Below are 16,990 nucleotides of genomic sequence, written 5' to 3' on the forward strand. Positions count from 1 at the left end.
GTCACCGGGGAACGGTCACAGTGACCCTGTCGACACGGAGGAGGACGAGATGCCCGGGCGCGAAGACCTGCCCAGCACGCTGCGACGCTCCCCGGAGAAGGCGCAGCGCACCTGGGAGAAGACGCACGACTCGGCGGTGGAGACCTACGGCGAGGGGGAGCGGTCGCACCGCACCGCCTTCGCCGCGGTGAAGCATCAGTTCGAGAAGGTGGGCGACCACTGGGAGCCGAAGGGCCGCAAGGGCCCCAGCGACCAGCAGGCCGCCGGTGGCGGGCCGGAACGACGGGCCCCCACCGCCGGTGGCGTCGACGCCAACGCCACCAAGGACCACCTGATGTCGGTGGCCCGCAAACTCGACGTGCCCGGGCGGTCCAGCATGACCAAACCGGAGCTGGTCACGGCCATCGAGAAGGCCAACGACCGCGCCACCCGCAAGGCCCGCGGCGACTGATCGCCGCCGCACCCGAGCACACAACCGACGCGGTACGGGCGGACGCTCCACCCCTGCGTCCGCCCGTGCTGTTCTCACCAGTGCCCGCCCCCCGGCGCCTCGATGTGCACCGCCTTCGTCGCGGTGAACTCGTCCAGCAGTTCCGGGCCGTACCCGAAGCCCTGCCCGCTGGCGCGGCGCGGATGCGCGGCACCCCCCGGCGCACCCCCGAACACCGCGTTGACCTTGACCGTGCCCACCGGCAGCTCCCGCCACGCCCGCTGCGCGTGACTCATCGACGGGGTCAACACAGTGGCGGCCAGCCCGTACGGGGAGTCCGCGGCGCAGCGCAGCGCCTCGTCGAACGAGTCGACCACCACCACCGGTGCGACCGGCCCGAAGGTCTCCTCCCGGACCAGCGGCATGTCGTGGCGACAGTCGGTGACGACGGTGGCCGGGTAGAACGCCCCCGGTCCGTCCGGCACCTCGCCGCCCACCCGCACGCGTGCGCCGTCCGCCAGCGCGGCAGCCACCTGGCCGTGCACGTGGTCCCGGTGCCGTCGGTCGACCAGCGGCCCCAGCTCGGTGCCCGGGTCCCGGCCCGGCCCGGCCCGCAGCGCTGCGGCGAGTCGGACCAGCGCGGCCACGAAATCGTCGGCCACCTCCCGGTGCACGTAGAGCCGCTCCACCGCCACGCAGATCTGCCCGGCGTTGGCGAACGCGCCGAGCGCGGCCTGCTCCGCCGCCCACTCGGGGTCGACGCCCGCGTCCACGATCAGCGGGTCACTGCCGCCGTTCTCCAGGAGCACCTTCGCCCCGGTACGGGCCGCCGCGGCGGCGATCGCCCGCCCGGTCGCTGTGGAACCCACGTGGGCCACCACGTCGACGTCCTGCGCCGCCAGCGCCGCACCCACCTCCGGGCCGCCGGTGAGCAGCGACAACACCCCGGCCGGCAGTGCCGCGTCCAGTGCTCGGGCCAGCAACCAACCCGTCGCCGGTGTGCGTTCGCTCGGCTTGTAGAGCACCACGTTCCCGGTCACCAGGGCCGCTCCGAGCAGTCCACAGGAGACCGCCACCGGGTCGTTCCAGGGGGTGATCGCCGCGACCACCCCGCGTGGCTGCGGGGTCAGGAAGTCCAGCGCGGCCGTCTCGCCGTTCAGCGTGCGCCCCCCGCGCAGCGGCGCCAGTTCCGCATACTGTCGCAGGGTGCCGATCCCCGCCTCGACGCCGCCGCGGGCGTCCGCCAACGGCTTGCCCATCTCCGCGGTGACCGCCGCCGCCAACTCATCGATGACCGCCTCCACCGCGTCCGCGGCCCGGTGCAGCGCCGCCGCCCGTTCCGCCGGGGCGGTCGCCGCCCACTGGGCCGCCGCGTTGCGGGCCGCCTGGCTCGCCTTGCCCACCTCGTCGGCGGTGGCCACCGGCACCGTGCTCACCGGCGTGTCGTCCGCCGGATCACGCACCACCAGTTCGCCGCCGTCGCCGCCCGCACCCCACACCCCGCCCACCAGCTGCGCAACCGTGTACATGCGGCGCTGGATGCCCCGGCCTCGACGAGGCAAACGCGTTTCGCCCGGTTGCGCGCCGGGTAGGCGGATCCGATGACAACCACCACCGCGCCGAGCGCGGACGCCGTCATCGTCGGGGCCGGGCACAACGGCCTGGTGGCGGCCAACCTGCTGGCCGACGCCGGCTGGGACGTGGTGGTGCTGGAGGCGACCGCGGTGCCCGGCGGCGCGGTCCGCTCCGCCGAGGTCACCGCGCCCGGCTACCTGAGCGACCTCTACAGCTCGTTCTACCCCCTCGGGTACGCCTCGCCGGTGCTGGGCGGCCTGGACCTGGGTCGACACGGGCTGTCCTGGCGGCACTCGCCGGACGTGCTGGCGCACCTGCTGCCCGACGGTCGAGCCGCGGTGATCAATCGGGATCCGGACGTCACCGCCGCGTCGCTGGAGCAGTTCGCCCCCGGGGACGGTAAGCGCTGGCTCAACGCGTACACCGACTGGCTCGACGTGGCCGAGCCGATGCTGGAGGCGATCACCTCGCCGTTCCCGCCGGTACGCGGCGGGCTGGGCCTCCTTCGTCGGCTGCGCGTCGCCGGCGCGCTGCGACTCGCGCGCCGGCTCGTCGTACCGGTCCGCAAACTTGGCGACGAACTCTTCGACGGTCCCGGCGGGCCGGCCCTGCTGGCCGGCTGTGCCCTGCACACCGACCTGTCCCCGGAGGAGGCCGGCTCCGGGGTGTACGGCTGGCTGCTGGCCATGCTCGGCCAGCAGATCGGCTGGCCGGTGCCCGACGGCGGCGCGCAGCAGATCACCAACGCACTGGTGGATCGGCTACAGGCGCGCGGCGGGACGATCCTCTACGGCGCTCCGGTCGACCGGGTGCTCACCGCCCGAGGCCGGGCGATGGGGGTCCGCACCGTCGGCGGCGCGCTGTGGCGGGCCCGGCGGGCAGTGCTCGCCGACGTGCCGGCGCCGGCGCTCTACCTCGACCTGGTCGGCGCCGCGGCACTGCCGTCCCGGCTGGTGGAGGACCTGGCGCACTTCCGGTGGGACGGCTCCACGCTGAAGGTGGACTGGGCGCTCTCCGCGCCGGTGCCCTGGACGAACCAGCAGGTGGCCGGCGCCGGCACCGTTCACCTCGGCGCGGACCTGAACGGGCTCACCCACTACGCCAGCGAGTTGGCCCGTGGCGAGCTGCCCCGCGACCCGTTCCTGCTGGTCGGGCAGATGTCGGTGGCGGACCCGAGCCACTCCCCGCCGGGCACCGAGTCGCTGTGGTCGTACACCCACCTGCCGTTCCGGCGGAACTGGCGGGCCGAGGAGGTCGCCGGGCACGTGCAGCGGATGGAGGACGTGCTGGAGGCGGCGGCCCCGGGTTTCCGCAGCCTGATCGTGGGCCGACACGTGGCCGGGCCGGCCGATCTGGAGAAGGGCAACCCGAGCCTGGTCGGTGGCACGCTCGGCGGCGGGACCGCCGCCGCGTACCAGCAGCTCTTCCTGCGCCCGATCCCTGGCCTGGGCCGGGCGGACACCCCGGTGGACCGGCTCTTCCTGGCCAGCGCGTCGGCGCACCCCGGCGGCGGTGTGCACGGCGCGCCCGGCGCGAACGCCGCCCGGGCGGCCCTGGCCCGCGACCGAGCGCTCACCGGCCGCGCGTACGCCGCAGCCATCACCACCGCCCACCGCGCCATCTACCCCACCTAAACCACCGCCACCCGGAACCCCCGGAACCGCCCGCCGCCGTCGATCATGGAGTTGTGGTGGGTGACAAAGCACCTGCCCGGGTTCTAAACGGGCACCACAACTCCATGATCGATCGGGGCTGGGGCTGGGGCTGGGGCTGGGGCTGGGACCGCGCCGGTGGGTGGGGCGGGCTTTCAGCGGGTTATGTTGCGGTGTTTGCTGCGGAGGCGGAAGGGCATCAGGGCGCTCTCCACCTTGGTCGCGGTGGTCATCTTGGAGACGCCGTCGCGCCGCTCCTCGAAGCGGATCGGCACCTCCAGGATGGTGTGCCCCAGCTTGGTGGCGAGGTAGTGCATCTCCACCTGGAAGCTGTAGCCGTTGGACTGCACCCGCTCCAGGTCGATGTCGCGCAGGGCTTCGGCCCGCCAGATCTTGAACCCGGCCGTGAGGTCCCGGATGCGTACCCGCAGCAGGGTGTGCACGTAGAGGTTGGCCCAGCCGCTGAGCGCCCTGCGGTAGAGCGGCCAGTTCTCGTCCAGCTCGCCGCCGGGCACGTAGCGGGAACCGATCACCACGCTGGCCTGGGTGGAGAGCAGCGCGCCGAGCATCCCTGGCAGCGCCTCGGGCGGGTGCGAGAGGTCGGCGTCCATCTGCGCCACGTACTCGGCGCCGCCCTCGATCGCGCGGGTCATCCCGTCCACGTACGCCCGGCCGAGGCCCTCCTTGCCGGCGCGGTGCACGACCTCGATCCGGTCGGGGTTCTCGATGGCCAACTTGTCGGCCACCTCCCCGGTGCCGTCGGGGGAGTTGTCGTCGGCGACGAGGATGCGCAGCCCTGGCAGCGGCAGCGCGAGCAGTCGCTCGACCAGCGTCGGAAGGTTGCCCGCCTCGTTGTATGTGGGCACGACGACGGTCAGGCGTGCGTCCCGCCACGGCGACGGCAACTGCACCGGCTTGATCATGTCGGTCATCCTCGGTTTGCGGACAAGGGTCATGGAAAGGGTATCTAGTTCCCGCATTCGGTCGGAGGGAGGCACCCCTTCCGGGTGTTGCGGGCCCTCGCCACCCACTCTGCGTGGGCGTCTAACCCCTGGTCAGAGGCTTGTGGTGGTCAGCGCCGACGGCGAGCGACAGCGCTGAGTGCGAGCGCCGCGACGGCGAGCGCCACACCGGAGAGCGCCGGTTTGTGCGTGCCGACCCAGAGCGCCGCGGAGCGGTCTCGCGCCTGTTCGCGGAAAACGCCCGCCGTGCCCCGGTCCGTGTCCGCATCGCCCGGGTGATCCAGATTGTCCGGCCAGGTCGTCGGATCGACCTTCTCACCGGTCTGCTGGCTGTCGTAGCCGTCGCGGGCCAGCTTCCGGTCCAGCAGGCCGGGGAACAGTGCGTCGGCCACCCGCGCCTGCCAGGTCGGGCCACCCACGTTCAGCTCCCTGGTGCCGCGGTCGGCGGCCCAGACGATGGCCCGGGCGGCCAGCTCCGGAGTGAAGATCGGCGGCACCGGCTGCGGATGGCGGGGCAGCCGGGTGCGGACCCAGGAGAACTGCGGGGTGTTGACAGCGGGCAGCTGCACCATCGACAACTTCACCCCCGGGCAGTCGTGCAGCAGCTCGGCGCGCAGCGAGTCGTTGAACCCCTGGACGGCGTGCTTGCTGGCGCAGTACGCCGACTGCAGCGGGATCCCCCGGTAGGCCAACGCCGATCCCACCTGGACGATGGTGCCCCGCCCGTGCGCCCGCATGTGCCGCAGCGCGGCGAGGGTGCCGTGCACGGTGCCCAGGTAGGTGACCTCGGTGACCCGACGGAACTCGCGCGCCGGAATCTCCCAGGCCGGCGCGAACACCGACGCCATCGCGTTGTTGATCCACACGTCGATTCCGCCCCAGTGGTGCACCACGTCGTCGGCGGCCTGCTGCACCGCGCCCGCGTCGGCCACGTCGACCCGGTACACGCGCACGTCTGTCGCGCCGCGCAGTCGGCACTCCCGCTCGGCGGCGACCAGACCCGCCTCGCCCCGAGCCAGCAGCGCCAGCCGGGCGCCGCGTGCCGCGTACGCGTGGGCCACGGCCCGGCCGACGCCGGCGCTCGCGCCGGTCACCACCACGGTCCGTGTCACTGTCACCCCTTCTGTCGGGTGGCGATGTCGGAGAGTCGGGCCAGGGTCTCCCGGTTACGCCGGTGCAGGACGAGATCGTTGATCTTGTTGTGGACCCAGCGGAGCGGTCCGGCCGCGAAATCCTCCCCGAGACGCACCCGGGTGGCGCCGTCGCCGACCGGTTCCAGGGTGAAGGCCACGATCGCCTCGCCCGCCGGCCAGAGACCGGCCTTGAGCACGAGCCGGTGCGGCGGTTCGCAGACCAGCACCGTCGACGCGTCCTGCAACGAGACCGGCCATGGTCCGGCCCGGTGATGCAGTTGGCTGCCCACCCGAGGCCAGGCGTCGTCCACGTCCCGCATGTGTGCGGTGCCCACCACCCAGTCGCTGTACGTCCACCCGTCGGCGAGCACGTCGAACACCTGCTGCGGGGGAGCGTCGATCACTTTCTCCACAATCGCCACTGGGCTTTCATACCCACGCCACGTGCTGGCTAACGACCGGCGGGGTTAGCTTCTCGGGGGCGGCGGGTAAGGCCTTCCCGGGGCATCGCCGGCGGCGCTGGCCCACCCCCTCGACGGCGACGTTTACTCCTCGGGGCGCAGGGAACCCGCCGGCTGTGCGACAGGACCAGGGGGATCCGTATCAGCGCAGGTCAGCACAGGTGTATGCCGCCGCTGACCGCGCCGGTTCCGGATCTGTCGCAAGCCCCCGAGCGGTGCTCTACGACGCGGTGCTGCTGGACCGCGACGGCACCCTGATCGAGGACGTGCCGTACAACGGCGACCCGGAGAAGGTACGGCCGGTGCCGGGCGCGCGGGCGGCGCTGGACCGGCTGCGCGCGTCCGGGCTGCGGCTGGCGGTCGTCACCAACCAGTCGGGCCTGGCCCGGGGCTACTTCACCGCCGAGCAGATGCGGGCGGTGCACGCCCGCGTCGAGGAGCTGCTGGGCCGGTTCGACGCGTGGTTGGTCTGCCCACACGACGACGCCGACGGCTGTGACTGCCGCAAGCCGGCGCCGGGCCTGGTGTACGCCGCCGCCCGCGAGCTGGGCACGACGCCGTCCCGCTGCGTACTCGTGGGCGACATCGGCCGGGACGTCGGCGCCGCCATGGCCGCCGGGGCGGCTGGGGTGCTGGTGCCGACCCCGGTGACCCGGCCGGAGGAGGTCGCCGCCGCCGGGTGGGTGGCCAACGACCTGCCTGCTGCGGTGGCGGAGATCCTGCGCCGCCAACAGGCCGTGCAGCCCGCGACTCCGCCCACCGAACCGGTACGGACGGCGCTGGTGGTCCGCTCGGACTCGGCTGGTGACGTGCTGGTCACCGGCCCGGCGATCCGCGCCGTCGCGGCCGGAGCGCAGCGGGTGGTGCTGCTGTGCGGTCCGCGCGGTCGGGCCGCCGCCAACCTTCTGCCCGGCGTCGACGAGATCATCGAACATCCGCTGCCGTGGATCGACCCCACGCCGGGGCATGTCGACCCGGAGGCCATGCGGAGCCTGACCGCGCGGCTGGGCGCGGTCGGCGCGGACCAGGCGGTGGTGTTCACCTCGTTCCACCAGTCCGCCCTGCCGCTGGCGCTGCTGTTGCGGATGGCGGGGATCAACCGGATCGCGGCGATCAGCGACGACTATCCGGGCTCGCTGCTGGACATCCGGCACCGGGTGCCGGTGGGCGTCCCCGAACCCGAACGTGCCCTTTCCCTGGCGGCCGCCGCCGGCCATCGGCTGCCTGACGGCGACGAACCGGTCCTGCGGCTGCGCCGGGACGCCGTTCCACCACGCCCGGCCGACCTGGGCGATCCGGGGTACGTGGTGCTGCACCCCGGATCGGCCGCGTCGAGCCGGGCCTGCCCGCCCGACGTGGCCACCAGGATCGCCGGGGCGCTGGTCGACGCCGGGCACCGGGTGCTGGTCACCGGCGGCCCGGACGAGCGGGCGGTCACCGCCCAGGTCGCCGCGGCCGGCGGGACCGACCTGGGCGGCCGCACCGACCTGGCCGGGTTGGCAGCGATCGTCGCGGACGCCAGCGCGGTCGTGGTCGGAAACACCGGGCCCGCGCACCTGGCGGCGGCCGCCGGTGTGCCGGTGGTGAGTCTCTTCGCGCCGACCGTCCCGTTCGGTCAGTGGGGGCCCTACCGGGTGCCCACCGTCCGGCTCGGCGACGCCGCCGCGCCCTGCCGGGACACCCGGGCGGCCAGTTGCCCGGTCCCCGGGCACCCCTGCCTCAGCGGCGTCGACCCGGGCGACGTGGTCGACGCGCTCCGGACCCTCACCGCCAGCGGTGGTGGCGGCCGATGAACATCCTGCTCTGGCACGTGCACGGCTCCTGGACCACGTCGTTCGTGCACGGCAGCCACCGCTACCTGATTCCCACCACACCCGACCGCGGCCCGTACGGCCTCGGCCGGGCCCGCACCTACCCGTGGCCGGACAGCGCGGTCGAGGTCAGCCCGGAGGAGCTGCCGAGCGCTGACGTCGACCTGGTCATCCTGCAACGCCCCGAGGAGATCGACCGGGCCGAGCAGTGGCTCCGTCGCCGCCCCGGCCGCGACCTTCCGGCGATCTACGTCGAGCACAACACCCCCAAGGGCGACGTGCCGAACACCCGTCACCCGATGGCCGACCGCGACGACCTGCTCATCGCCCACGTCACCGGGTTCAACCAGATCTTCTGGGACACCGGCGCCACCCGCACCACAGTGGTCGACCACGGCATCGTCGCCCCCTCCGCGTCCTACACCGGGGAGCTGGACCGGCTCGCCGTGGTGATCAACGAGCCGGTGCGGCGAGGTCGGGTCACCGGCACCGACCTGCTGCCCCAGTTCGCGGAGATCGCGCCGTTGGACGTGTTCGGCATGGGCGTCGCCGGCCTGGCCGACCACCTCGGGCTGCCCGCGGACCGGCTGACCAGCCACGACGACGTGCCCCAGGAGCGGATGCACACCGAACTGGCCCGGCGGCGGGCGTACCTGCACCTGTGCCGGTGGACCTCCCTCGGGCTCAGCCTCATCGAGGCGATGTCGATCGGCATGCCGGTCGTCGCGCTCGCCACCACCGAGGCGGTGATGGCGGTGCCCCCGGAGGCGGGGGCGCTCGCCACCCGGACCGACGCCCTGCTCGACGCCGCCCGCCGGTTCATCGCCGAACCGGACACCGCGCGGCAGGCCGGAGCGGCGGCGCGAACCGCCGCGCGCGACAGATACGGCCTCGACCGTTTCCTCGCTGACTGGGACCGGCTGCTGGAGGAGGAAGTATGCGGATCGCGATGATCTCGGAGCACGCCAGCCCGCTCGCCGTCCTCGGAGGGGAGGATGCCGGCGGCCAGAACACGCACGTCGCGGAGCTGTCCGCCGCGCTCGCCGCCGCCGGGCACGAGGTGCGGGTCTACACCCGCCGCGACGCACCTGACCTGCCGGTGACCGTCCGCAGCCCGGACGGGTACGACGTGGTGCACGTGCCGGCCGGCCCGGCCGAGCCGGTGGCCAAGGACGCGCTGCTGCCGCACATGCGGGAGTTCAGCCGCTGGCTGATCGAGCGGTGGCGCGGAGGCGACTGGGTGCCCGAGGTGATCCACGCGCACTTCTGGATGAGTGGCCTGGCGGCGCTGACCGCCGGCCGGCAGACCGGGGTGCCGGTGGTGCAGACGTACCACGCGTTGGGCACCGTGAAGCGCCGCTACCAGGGAGTGCAGGACACCAGCCCGGCCCGCCGGATCTCCTACGAGCGGGAGCTGGGCCGCTCGGTGGACCGGATCGTCGCGCAGTGCCGCGACGAGGTGGGTGAGCTGGTCCGGATGGGTGTGCCCCGGTCCCGGATGACGGTGGTGCCCTCCGGGGTCAACCTCGCCACCTTCGCCCCACTCGGGCCGGCCGCCGACCGGGAACCGGGACGGGCCCGCATCCTCACAGTGGGTCGGTTGGTCGAGCGCAAGGGCTTCCAGACCGTGGTCCGCGCGATGGAGCTGGTGCCGGACGCCGAGTGCGTGGTCGTCGGCGGCCCACCCGAGGGGCTGTTGGAGACCGACCCGTACGCCCGCCGGCTGCGGGCACTCGCGGAGTCGTGCGGGGTGGCCGACCGGGTGCACCTGGTCGGCGCGGTGCCCCGCGAGGAGATGGGCCGCTGGTACCGCTCGGCGGACCTGCTGGTCGCTGCGCCCTGGTACGAGCCGTTCGGGTTGACCCCGCTGGAGGCGATGGCCTGTGGGGTGCCGGTCGTCGGCACGGCAGTGGGCGGCATCCGGGACACCGTTGTCGACGGGACGACGGGTGACCTCGTGCCGGCCCGGGACCCGCACGCGCTGGCTGCCGCGATACAGGGATTGCTCGACGACCGGATCAGGCGCTTCGCGTACGCGACGGCGGCGCGTGAGCGGGCCCGGGAACGGTACTCGTGGGCGGCCACCGCCGAGCGGCTGGTCGAGGTCTACAGCGAGGTGGCCGCCGTTCGTCGGCCGACCCGGGTGGTGGCCTGATGCCGACGGGCAGCCTGCTCGACACGCATCTGACGAACCTCGCCGCGGCACTGGTGCCGTACCGACGGTGTGAGCGACAGTTGGCGCGCTGGGGCGCGGACCTGGCCCACCGGCTGGTCGCCGGAGGTCGTCTGCTGGTGGCCGGCAACGGCGGCAGTGCCGCCGAAGCCCAGCACCTCACCGCCGAGTTGGTCGGCAAGCTGCACGACGACCGTCAGCCGCTGTCCGCGATCGCGCTGCACGCCGAGACGAGCGCGCTCACCGCCATCGCCAACGACTACGGCTACACCGAGGTGTACGCCCGCCAGGTGCGCGCCCACGGCCGCCCGGGGGACATCCTGCTGTTGCTGAGCACCAGCGGGACCAGCCCCAACCTGGTCGCCGCAGCGCGGGCGGCCCGCGAGGTCGGGGTGACCACCTGGGCGCTCACCGGCGCCGCCCCCAATCCGCTCGCCGAGGCCTGCGACGACGTGCTGGCCGTCGCGTCCCCGGACACCCAGATCGTCCAGGAGCTGCACCTGGTGACCAGTCATCTGCTCTGCGAGTACCTCGAACAGGAGTTGCCCGCCGCGCTGGCGGCAGCCGCCGATCCGGCGTTCGTCCACCCCGTGCCCGGGGAGCCCGCACCGGCCGGTCGGCTGCCTGCCGCGCCGGTAAGCACCGGGGTCGAGGTGGTGCTCGACGGCGGGCCCGGACGGCAGGTCGACGCGTGAGCCGGACAGCGGGTCGACGCGCGAGGATGAGGAGGCAAGCGTGAGGGGACCGGTGGTGGTGCTCGGGGACACCCTGCTCGACCGGGACGTGGAAGGTGTGGTGAACCGGCTCTGCCCGGACTCCCCGGTGCCGGTGCTCGACGAGACGGTGGCCACCGACCGACCGGGGGGCGCCGGGTTGGCGGCGGTGTTCGCCGCCGCGCAGGGCGCCGAGGTGGTGCTGGTGACGGCGCTCGCCGACGACGCCGGCGGGGCCCGACTGAGCGCGCTGCTCGCCGCCGCCGGCGTGCAGGTGTACCCACTGGCCCTCTCCGGCGCGACGCCGGAGAAGATCCGGCTGCGGGCCCGGGGGCGGGTGCTGCTGCGCCACGACCGGGGCGGCGTGTCCGGGGAGCCGGGTCAGCCCTCCGACGAGGTGCTCCGGGTGATCGCCGAGGCGTCTGCGGTGCTGGTCAGCGACTACGGCCGGGGGGTGGCGCGGGGGCCCGCGCTGCGTGCCGCGTTGGCCGCCACCCGCGCGCCGGTGGTGTGGGACCCGCATCCACGCGGCCCGGCAGCCGTGCCCGGCGTACACCTGGCCACGCCGAACGAGTCCGAGGTGCGTGAGCTGGTCCCCGCGCTGCCCGGCGCGTCCCGACTGGCCACCGCGTCGCGGGGTGCCCAGGGACTACGGCGGCGGTGGCGGGCCGGCGCGGTAGCGGTGACGCTGGGCGGCGACGGCGCGCTGCTCTGCCACGCCGGGTCGACGCCGCTGGTGGTGCCGACGCCCGGTAGCGCGGAGGGGGACACCTGCGGTGCCGGCGACCGGTTCGCGGCGGCGGCCAGCGTCGCACTGGCCCAGGGCGCGCTGGTCTCCGAGGCGGTGCAGGTGGCGGTCGCCGAGGCGTCCGCGTACGTGGCCGGTGGGGGAGTGGCCACGGCGCTGCCTCCGTCGACGCCCGCGGTGCGGGGCCGGAGCGCGCCGGAGCCGCGCGCCTTCCAGCCGGGACCACGGGGTGGTGCGATGGCCGACCGGGTGGGAGTGGCCGCTGTCGCCAGGCTCCTGGGTGAGGTACGCGCCGCGGGTGGCACTGTGGTGGCGACCGGCGGTTGCTTCGACCTGCTGCACGCCGGGCACGTGGCCACCCTGGAGGCGGCCCGGCAGCTCGGCGACTGTCTGATCGTCTGCCTGAACTCCGACGCCAGCGTGGCCGGGTTGAAGGGGCCGGACCGGCCGGTGCAGTCCGAAGACGACCGCAGCCGACTGCTGGCCGCGTTGAGCTGCGTCGACGCGGTCCTCGTCTTCGACGAGCCGACCCCGCAGGCGGCGCTGTCCTGGGTACGCCCCGACGTCTGGGTCAAGGGCGGCGACTACGCCACCGGCGGTGGGGACTCCAGCGCCGCACTGCCGGAGGCGGAGGTCCTGCGCCGCTGGGGTGGGAACACAGTGGTGGTGCCCTATCTGGACGGTCGTTCCACCACCGACCTGATCGTCCGCACGCTCGCGGAGCGGACCCGATGACCGCCACGCGGGCCGGTGCCGGGCCCACCGTCCTGATCACCGGGGGCGCCAGCGGCCTCGGCGCCGCTGTGGTCGCCGCCGTGGCCGCCTCCGGTGGCCGTCCGGTCGTGCTGGACCGGCAGCCGCCGGCAGACGGGGTGTCCTGGACCGAGTGCGACCTGGCCGACACGCGAGCCGCCGAGGTGGCCACCCGGCACCTCGCCGAGCAGGCCGGTGGCCTGGACGCCGTGGTGACCGCCGCCGGCACCGACGTGCCGGGCCGACTCGCCGACCTGCCGGGGGAGACGTGGGACCGGATCGTCGCGGTCGACCTGCTGGCCACCGCGGCGGTGATCCGGGCCGCGCTGCCGTTCCTGCTGACCTCCCGGGGCCGCATCGTCACCGTCGCCTCGACCCTGGGCGTCAAGGCGGTCAGCGACGCCACCGCGTACTGCGCGGCGAAGTTCGGCGTGGTGGGGTTCACCCGAGCCCTCGCCGCCGAGCTGGCCGGTCAGGTCGGCGTCACCCTGCTCATCCCGGGTGGGATGCGCACCGCGTTCTTCGACGAACGTGACCCGCAGTACAAGCCGGGGCCGGACGCGAACCTCAACGAGCCCGCCGACACCGCCGCCGCGATCATGTTCGCGCTCAATCAGCCGCCCGGTTGCGCGGTGCGCGAGATGGTGATCTGCGCCGAGCAGGAGACGTCGTACCCGTGATCCTCGTGCTGCGCGCCCTCGGCGTCGGCGACCTGGTGACCGCGGTGCCCGCGCTGCGGGCGCTGCGGGCCGCGTACCCGTCGCGGGAGCTGGCGCTCGCCGCGCCCGGCTGGCTTGCCCCGCTGGTCGACCTGGTCGGTGGCGTCGACCGGCTGGTGGACACCGCGGGGCTGGATCGCCCTCTCCGGGCGGGGTCGGCCCCGTGGATCGCTGTCAATCTGCACGGGCGCGGCCCGCAGTCGCACCGGCTGCTCGCGGCGACCCGACCTGGTCGGATGTTCGCCTACGCCAGCCCGGACGCCGGCTTCGCCGACGGCCCGCGCTGGGCCGCCGACGAGCACGAGGTGGACCGGTGGTGCCGGCTGCTCTCCTGGTACGACATTCCGGCCGACCGCGCCGACCTGACCCTGCGTCGGCCCGCTGCGGCGGGGATGCCCAGCGGTGTCACGGTGCTGCACCCGGGCAGCAAGATCCCGGCCAAGCGGTGGCCCGCCGAGCGGTTCGCCGGTCTGGCCCGGGCACTGACCGACCAGGGGCACCGGGTGCTGCTCACCGGCTCGGCCGACGAACGGGCGCTGGCGGCCCGGGTGGCCGAGGCGGCGGGCCTGAGCTCGGACGCCGTGCTGGCCGGCCGGACCGACCTCGGCGTGCTCGCCGCGCTGGTGGCCGACGCCCGGCTGGTCGTCAGCGGGGACACCGGCGTCGCTCACCTGGCCACCGGGTACGGCACCCCGTCGGTCGTCCTCTTCGGGCCGGTGCCACCGGCGCACTGGGGGCCTCCACCGGACCGGCCACGGCACCGGGTGCTCTGGGCCGGCGAAGGAGACTGGCCCAGGTGGGATGGGGTAGGAAGCCACCCGACGATGGCGGCTCTGCGCCTCGACGAGGTGCTGGCCGCCGTGGCCGAGGTGGAGAGGGTGGTGCGGGTCTCCGGTGCGGTTGCGGCGTAGCGACCCGGGTCGACCGGGGTACGGACGGCGTCGGCGCGGTCGGGGCTGGCTCTTCGTCGACCCGTCCGGTGCGCCGGTGCGGGATCCGGACGTCCTGGCCCGGCTGCGGGAGTTGGTCATCCCGCCGGCCTGGCAGGACGTGTGGATCGCGCCGCACCCGAACGGGCACATCCAGGCGATCGGGATCGACGCAGCCGGACGCAAGCAGTACATCTACCACCCGCGGTGGCGGGAGAAGCAGGACGAGGCGAAGTTCGACCGCGTGCTGGAGGTGGCCCGGCGGCTGCCGGCGCTGCGTGAGCGGGTGGGGCGCGACCTGGACGGGCCCGGACTGGGCCGGGACCGGGTGCTGGCCACCGTGGCCCGACTGTTGGACATGGGGATGTTCCGGGTCGGCAGCGATCAGTACGCCGCCGGCGACGACCCGACCTACGGGGTCGCCACCCTGCGTCCCGAGCATGCCCGGTCCCGAGGCGGCTGCGTGGTGCTCGTGTTTCCCGCGAAGGGGGGAATCGAGCAGGTACGCCGGATCGAGGACCCGGAGCTGTGCCAGGTGCTGTCCAATCTGCGCCGTCGTCGACGACGGGCGGAGCGGCTGTTCGGCTACTGGGACGGCAGGGAGTGGCGCGACGTGCGCAGCGACGAGGTCAACGGCTACCTGCGCGACGCCAGCGGTGGGGAGATGACCGCGAAGGACTTCCGCACCTGGCACGCCACTGTGCTCGCGGCCACCGAGTTGGCCACCGCCGGTCCGGCCCGCTCGGTGACCGCCCGGCGCAAGGCGGTGGTCGCTGTGATGCGTGCGGTGGCGGAGCTGCTGGGCAACACGCCGACGGTGGCTCGTGCGTCCTACGTGGATCCCCGGGTGGTCGACCTCTACCACGACGGAGTGGTGGCGTCGGTGGATCCGCAGGCGCCTCGCGAAGAGGCTGAACAGGTGGTCCTGAAGCTGCTGGACGAGGCCTGACCGGCCCCGTCGGCGATTCTGGGGGGAAGCGCGACGGAGCCGGAGCCTCGGGCCTCAGCGGGGTGCCACCGGGCGGCCGCCCGCCGCTCGCGCGGCGGGCGCCTCGCCACGGCCCCCGTTGGCGGCCCACCAGGTGATGGCCGGCCGCGTTGGTGTCAGTCTGCCGGCAGCGAGTTGACCGTGGATGCCCGACGGTTGACGATCCGCGCCAGATCCGAGCCGCTGTCGCGGTGTTCCTGCGGGGTGGTGCCGTACGCGGCGCGGAAGGCCCGGCTGAAGTGGGCCTTGTCGGAAAAGCCCCACCGGGCCGCGACGGTCTGCACCGGCTGGTTGCGCAGCGCCGGGTCGGCCAGGTCGCGCCGGCACCGGGCCAGCCGCAGTTCCCGGATGTACGACGCCACTGTGGTGTCCTCGGCCTCGAACAACCGGTGCAGGGACCGCACCGAGATGTGGTGGGCGTCGGCGACCACCTGCGGGCCGAGGGTCGCGTCGCCGAGGTGGCGGTGGATGTACGACTGCACCTGGGTGAGCAGCGCCCGGCGGCGGACCTCGGTCGGCACGGCGTCCTCGGCGACGAGGTGCCGGCCGAGCATGGTGGTGGCCAGGTCGAGCCCCACCGCGCCGAGCCGGCTGGCGTCGGCGGCATGGTACTGCTCGGGACGCCCGGTCACCTGGATCAGGAACTGCGCCAGCAACGCCCCGATCCCCTCGCTGCCGGACATCCGGCCGCCGTAGAGCGCTGCCATCCGCTGCGGCGGTAGGGGTAGCGCGGCGTGCGGGATCAGCGTGATGATCGAGGTGGCCTGGTCCCGTTCGGGCTCGATGGCGTGATGGCAGACGTCGTGTGGCCGGGACCCGTCGTAGAAGGTGAACTCGCCGGCCAGGATCTCGCTGCGGCGACCGTCCTGGCTGGACGTGCCGACGCCGCCGGTGGTGAGGGCGAGGATGTACAGCTCCGGGTCGGACTGACGGACCAGTTTCCGGCTCCGGGTGGCGTCCAGGGACGGGTATGCGTACTGCACCAGCTGGATCGGGCCGAGCTCGACGAAGTCGGCGCGGGCGGCGAAGTCGTCGCTGTGCGCGGACCGGATGCGCAGCGGCGCCGAGGTGCGCGCCACCAGGTCCAGCCACATACCGAACCGTTCGCTCGGCGGCAGGACCGTGGTGTCGATGGTGTTTCTCGGCAGCATGGGGCTCCCTCAGCCCGCTCGGCGCTGGATCAGGGCCTCGACGCCGTCGAGGATCCGGTCCAGGCCGAAGACGAACTCGTCGTCGGGGTCGTCGTCCTGGTTGAGCACACCGGCGCTGAGCACCCGGTGCAGCGCGGGGAAACGGGCCGGGTCGATGAGTCGGGCCACCAGTCGACCGTACGCCGGCATCATCTCGCTGGGCTCGACGCCTGCCGCCCGGCTGCCCTCGGCGATTTGCGAGGCGAGGGTGGCCTCGTTGCGGACGTACCCGGTGATCAGCAGGAGCACCGACATCTTCTCGGCCTCGCCGAGCGTGGTGCCGTCGAGGCAGCGCAGCCCGTCCTCCAGCCAGCCGAGCTGCTGGGGGGTGATGGGTGGGCCACTGATCGGCACGTGCAGCAGCCAGGACCGTTGCCGCAGCACCTCGTGCTCGGCCCAGGCCCACCGGGTGAGGCCGGCGCGCCAGTCGTCTTCCGGTGCGGGTGGGCCGGGGGACGGGCCGTACCCGGTGTCCACCATGAGCATGAGCAGCTCGTCCTTCGAGCCGACGTACCGGTAGAGGGCCATGGTCGCGGCGCCCAACTCCTTGGCCACCCGGCTCATCGAGACGGCCGCCAGGCCGTCGGCGTCGGCCACGCGTACGGCGGCGTCCACGATGGTGGGCACGCTCATTCCCGGCCGGGGGCCCTTGGGTGGCCGCTCCCGTAGCCCCCACGCGCTCTCGATGGCCGGCGGGAGTACGGGCCCGCCGTCGTCTGTCTTCGCCGCCACATTTCCTCCTTGCCCCGCCAT

16 protein-coding genes are annotated in these 16,990 nt (G+C 74.0%); 10 read left to right on the forward strand and 6 right to left on the reverse strand.

The genetic code is table 11. The features are described from left to right. The first annotated feature begins 49 nt into the window (after window positions 1–49). Entirely contained in the window at window positions 50–451 is a 402-nt protein-coding gene (locus ACFYPG_RS19600) for a ChaB family protein (protein ID WP_210785235.1), read from the forward strand. A 74-nt stretch (window positions 452–525) separates the two neighbouring features. Here ACFYPG_RS19600 and ACFYPG_RS19605 read toward each other — a convergent pair whose 3' ends face one another. Then, window positions 526–1,959: an aldehyde dehydrogenase family protein gene (locus ACFYPG_RS19605; RefSeq protein WP_387353238.1), complete on the reverse strand. Its 1,434-nt coding sequence runs from the start codon at window positions 1,957–1,959 to the stop codon at window positions 526–528. Between the two features lie 72 nt (window positions 1,960–2,031). Between ACFYPG_RS19605 and ACFYPG_RS19610 the strand changes: the two genes are divergently transcribed. Next, window positions 2,032–3,639 carry an NAD(P)/FAD-dependent oxidoreductase gene (locus ACFYPG_RS19610; protein ID WP_355007224.1) on the forward strand — a complete coding sequence of 536 codons (1,608 nt, stop codon included), beginning with the start codon at window positions 2,032–2,034 and terminating at the stop codon, window positions 3,637–3,639. 173 nt (window positions 3,640–3,812) lie between these two features. On the opposite strand, the gene ACFYPG_RS19615 is transcribed toward ACFYPG_RS19610, so the two are convergent. The 3 genes from ACFYPG_RS19615 to ACFYPG_RS19625 all read right to left on the reverse strand — a co-directional run bounded on the left by ACFYPG_RS19615 (window position 3,813) and on the right by ACFYPG_RS19625 (window position 6,174). Then, the gene (locus ACFYPG_RS19615) at window positions 3,813–4,580 is read right to left on the reverse strand and encodes a polyprenol monophosphomannose synthase (protein ID WP_355007225.1); all 768 of its coding nucleotides are present in this window, start codon (window positions 4,578–4,580) and stop codon (window positions 3,813–3,815) included. A 149-nt stretch (window positions 4,581–4,729) separates the two neighbouring features. After that, on the reverse strand, window positions 4,730–5,731 hold the full coding sequence (locus ACFYPG_RS19620) for an SDR family oxidoreductase (RefSeq protein ID WP_387353240.1): 1,002 nt from the start codon (window positions 5,729–5,731) through the stop codon (window positions 4,730–4,732). Window positions 5,732–5,733: 2 nt separating this feature from the next. Then, window positions 5,734–6,174 (reverse strand): SRPBCC family protein, encoded by a 441-nt coding sequence (locus ACFYPG_RS19625; protein ID WP_355007227.1) that lies wholly within the window; start codon window positions 6,172–6,174, stop codon window positions 5,734–5,736. 155 nt (window positions 6,175–6,329) lie between these two features. Between ACFYPG_RS19625 and ACFYPG_RS19630 the strand changes: the two genes are divergently transcribed. Genes ACFYPG_RS19630 through ACFYPG_RS19665 form a run of 8 tightly spaced genes read left to right on the forward strand, consistent with a single transcriptional unit; the run spans window position 6,330 to window position 15,008 of the window. Beyond that, complete coding sequence (locus ACFYPG_RS19630; RefSeq protein ID WP_387353242.1) at window positions 6,330–8,006, forward strand: HAD-IIIA family hydrolase; 1,677 nt, start codon at window positions 6,330–6,332, stop codon at window positions 8,004–8,006. Then, window positions 8,003–8,977: a glycosyltransferase gene (locus ACFYPG_RS19635; RefSeq protein WP_355007229.1), complete on the forward strand. Its 975-nt coding sequence runs from the start codon at window positions 8,003–8,005 to the stop codon at window positions 8,975–8,977. The genes ACFYPG_RS19630 and ACFYPG_RS19635 overlap by 4 nt, the downstream gene beginning before the upstream one ends. Next, window positions 8,962–10,179, forward strand: coding sequence for a glycosyltransferase (locus ACFYPG_RS19640; RefSeq protein WP_355007230.1), 1,218 nt, complete (start codon window positions 8,962–8,964; stop codon window positions 10,177–10,179). The genes ACFYPG_RS19635 and ACFYPG_RS19640 overlap by 16 nt, the downstream gene beginning before the upstream one ends. Continuing rightward, on the forward strand, window positions 10,176–10,892 hold the full coding sequence (locus ACFYPG_RS19645; protein WP_387353459.1) for an SIS domain-containing protein: 717 nt from the start codon (window positions 10,176–10,178) through the stop codon (window positions 10,890–10,892). Before ACFYPG_RS19640 ends, ACFYPG_RS19645 begins: the two co-directional genes overlap by 4 nt. Before the next feature lie 40 nt (window positions 10,893–10,932). Beyond that, the gene (locus tag ACFYPG_RS19650; RefSeq protein ID WP_387353244.1) at window positions 10,933–12,393 is read left to right on the forward strand and encodes a PfkB family carbohydrate kinase; all 1,461 of its coding nucleotides are present in this window, start codon (window positions 10,933–10,935) and stop codon (window positions 12,391–12,393) included. Beyond that, on the forward strand, window positions 12,390–13,091 hold the full coding sequence (locus ACFYPG_RS19655) for an SDR family oxidoreductase (protein ID WP_387353246.1): 702 nt from the start codon (window positions 12,390–12,392) through the stop codon (window positions 13,089–13,091). Before ACFYPG_RS19650 ends, ACFYPG_RS19655 begins: the two co-directional genes overlap by 4 nt. Then, window positions 13,088–14,041, forward strand: a complete 954-nt coding sequence (locus tag ACFYPG_RS19660; RefSeq protein ID WP_387353248.1) for a glycosyltransferase family 9 protein — start codon at window positions 13,088–13,090, stop codon at window positions 14,039–14,041. Before ACFYPG_RS19655 ends, ACFYPG_RS19660 begins: the two co-directional genes overlap by 4 nt. Further along, window positions 14,025–15,008 carry a DNA topoisomerase IB gene (locus tag ACFYPG_RS19665; RefSeq protein WP_355007234.1) on the forward strand — a complete coding sequence of 328 codons (984 nt, stop codon included), beginning with the start codon at window positions 14,025–14,027 and terminating at the stop codon, window positions 15,006–15,008. Before ACFYPG_RS19660 ends, ACFYPG_RS19665 begins: the two co-directional genes overlap by 17 nt. A 155-nt stretch (window positions 15,009–15,163) precedes the next feature. Here the strand turns inward: ACFYPG_RS19665 and ACFYPG_RS19670 are convergent, their stop codons facing one another. Further along, window positions 15,164–16,198, reverse strand: a complete 1,035-nt coding sequence (locus tag ACFYPG_RS19670; protein WP_387353249.1) for a helix-turn-helix domain-containing protein — start codon at window positions 16,196–16,198, stop codon at window positions 15,164–15,166. A gap of 9 nt (window positions 16,199–16,207) precedes the next feature. After that, window positions 16,208–16,969 (reverse strand): TetR/AcrR family transcriptional regulator, encoded by a 762-nt coding sequence (locus ACFYPG_RS19675; RefSeq protein WP_355007236.1) that lies wholly within the window; start codon window positions 16,967–16,969, stop codon window positions 16,208–16,210. Window positions 16,970–16,990 lie beyond the last annotated feature (21 nt).

This window comes from Micromonospora sp. NPDC005553 (assembly GCF_042871765.1).
Classification (GTDB): Bacteria; Actinomycetota; Actinomycetes; order Mycobacteriales; family Micromonosporaceae; genus Micromonospora.

Bases quoted from the DNA above. Each gene is read 5' to 3' on its own strand.
- ACFYPG_RS19670 (WP_387353249.1), bottom strand. From the start codon at position 16,198: ATGCTGCCGAGAAACACCATCGACACCACGGTCCTGCCGCCGAGCGAA.
- ACFYPG_RS19635 (WP_355007229.1), top strand. From the start codon at position 8,003: ATGAACATCCTGCTCTGGCACGTGCACGGCTCCTGGACCACGTCGTTC.
- ACFYPG_RS19615 (WP_355007225.1), bottom strand. From the start codon at position 4,580: ATGATCAAGCCGGTGCAGTTGCCGTCGCCGTGGCGGGACGCACGCCTG.
- ACFYPG_RS19600 (WP_210785235.1), top strand. From the start codon at position 50: ATGCCCGGGCGCGAAGACCTGCCCAGCACGCTGCGACGCTCCCCGGAG.
- ACFYPG_RS19640 (WP_355007230.1), top strand. From the start codon at position 8,962: ATGCGGATCGCGATGATCTCGGAGCACGCCAGCCCGCTCGCCGTCCTC.
- ACFYPG_RS19605 (WP_387353238.1), bottom strand. From the start codon at position 1,959: ATGTACACGGTTGCGCAGCTGGTGGGCGGGGTGTGGGGTGCGGGCGGC.
- ACFYPG_RS19610 (WP_355007224.1), top strand. From the start codon at position 2,032: ATGACAACCACCACCGCGCCGAGCGCGGACGCCGTCATCGTCGGGGCC.
- ACFYPG_RS19655 (WP_387353246.1), top strand. From the start codon at position 12,390: ATGACCGCCACGCGGGCCGGTGCCGGGCCCACCGTCCTGATCACCGGG.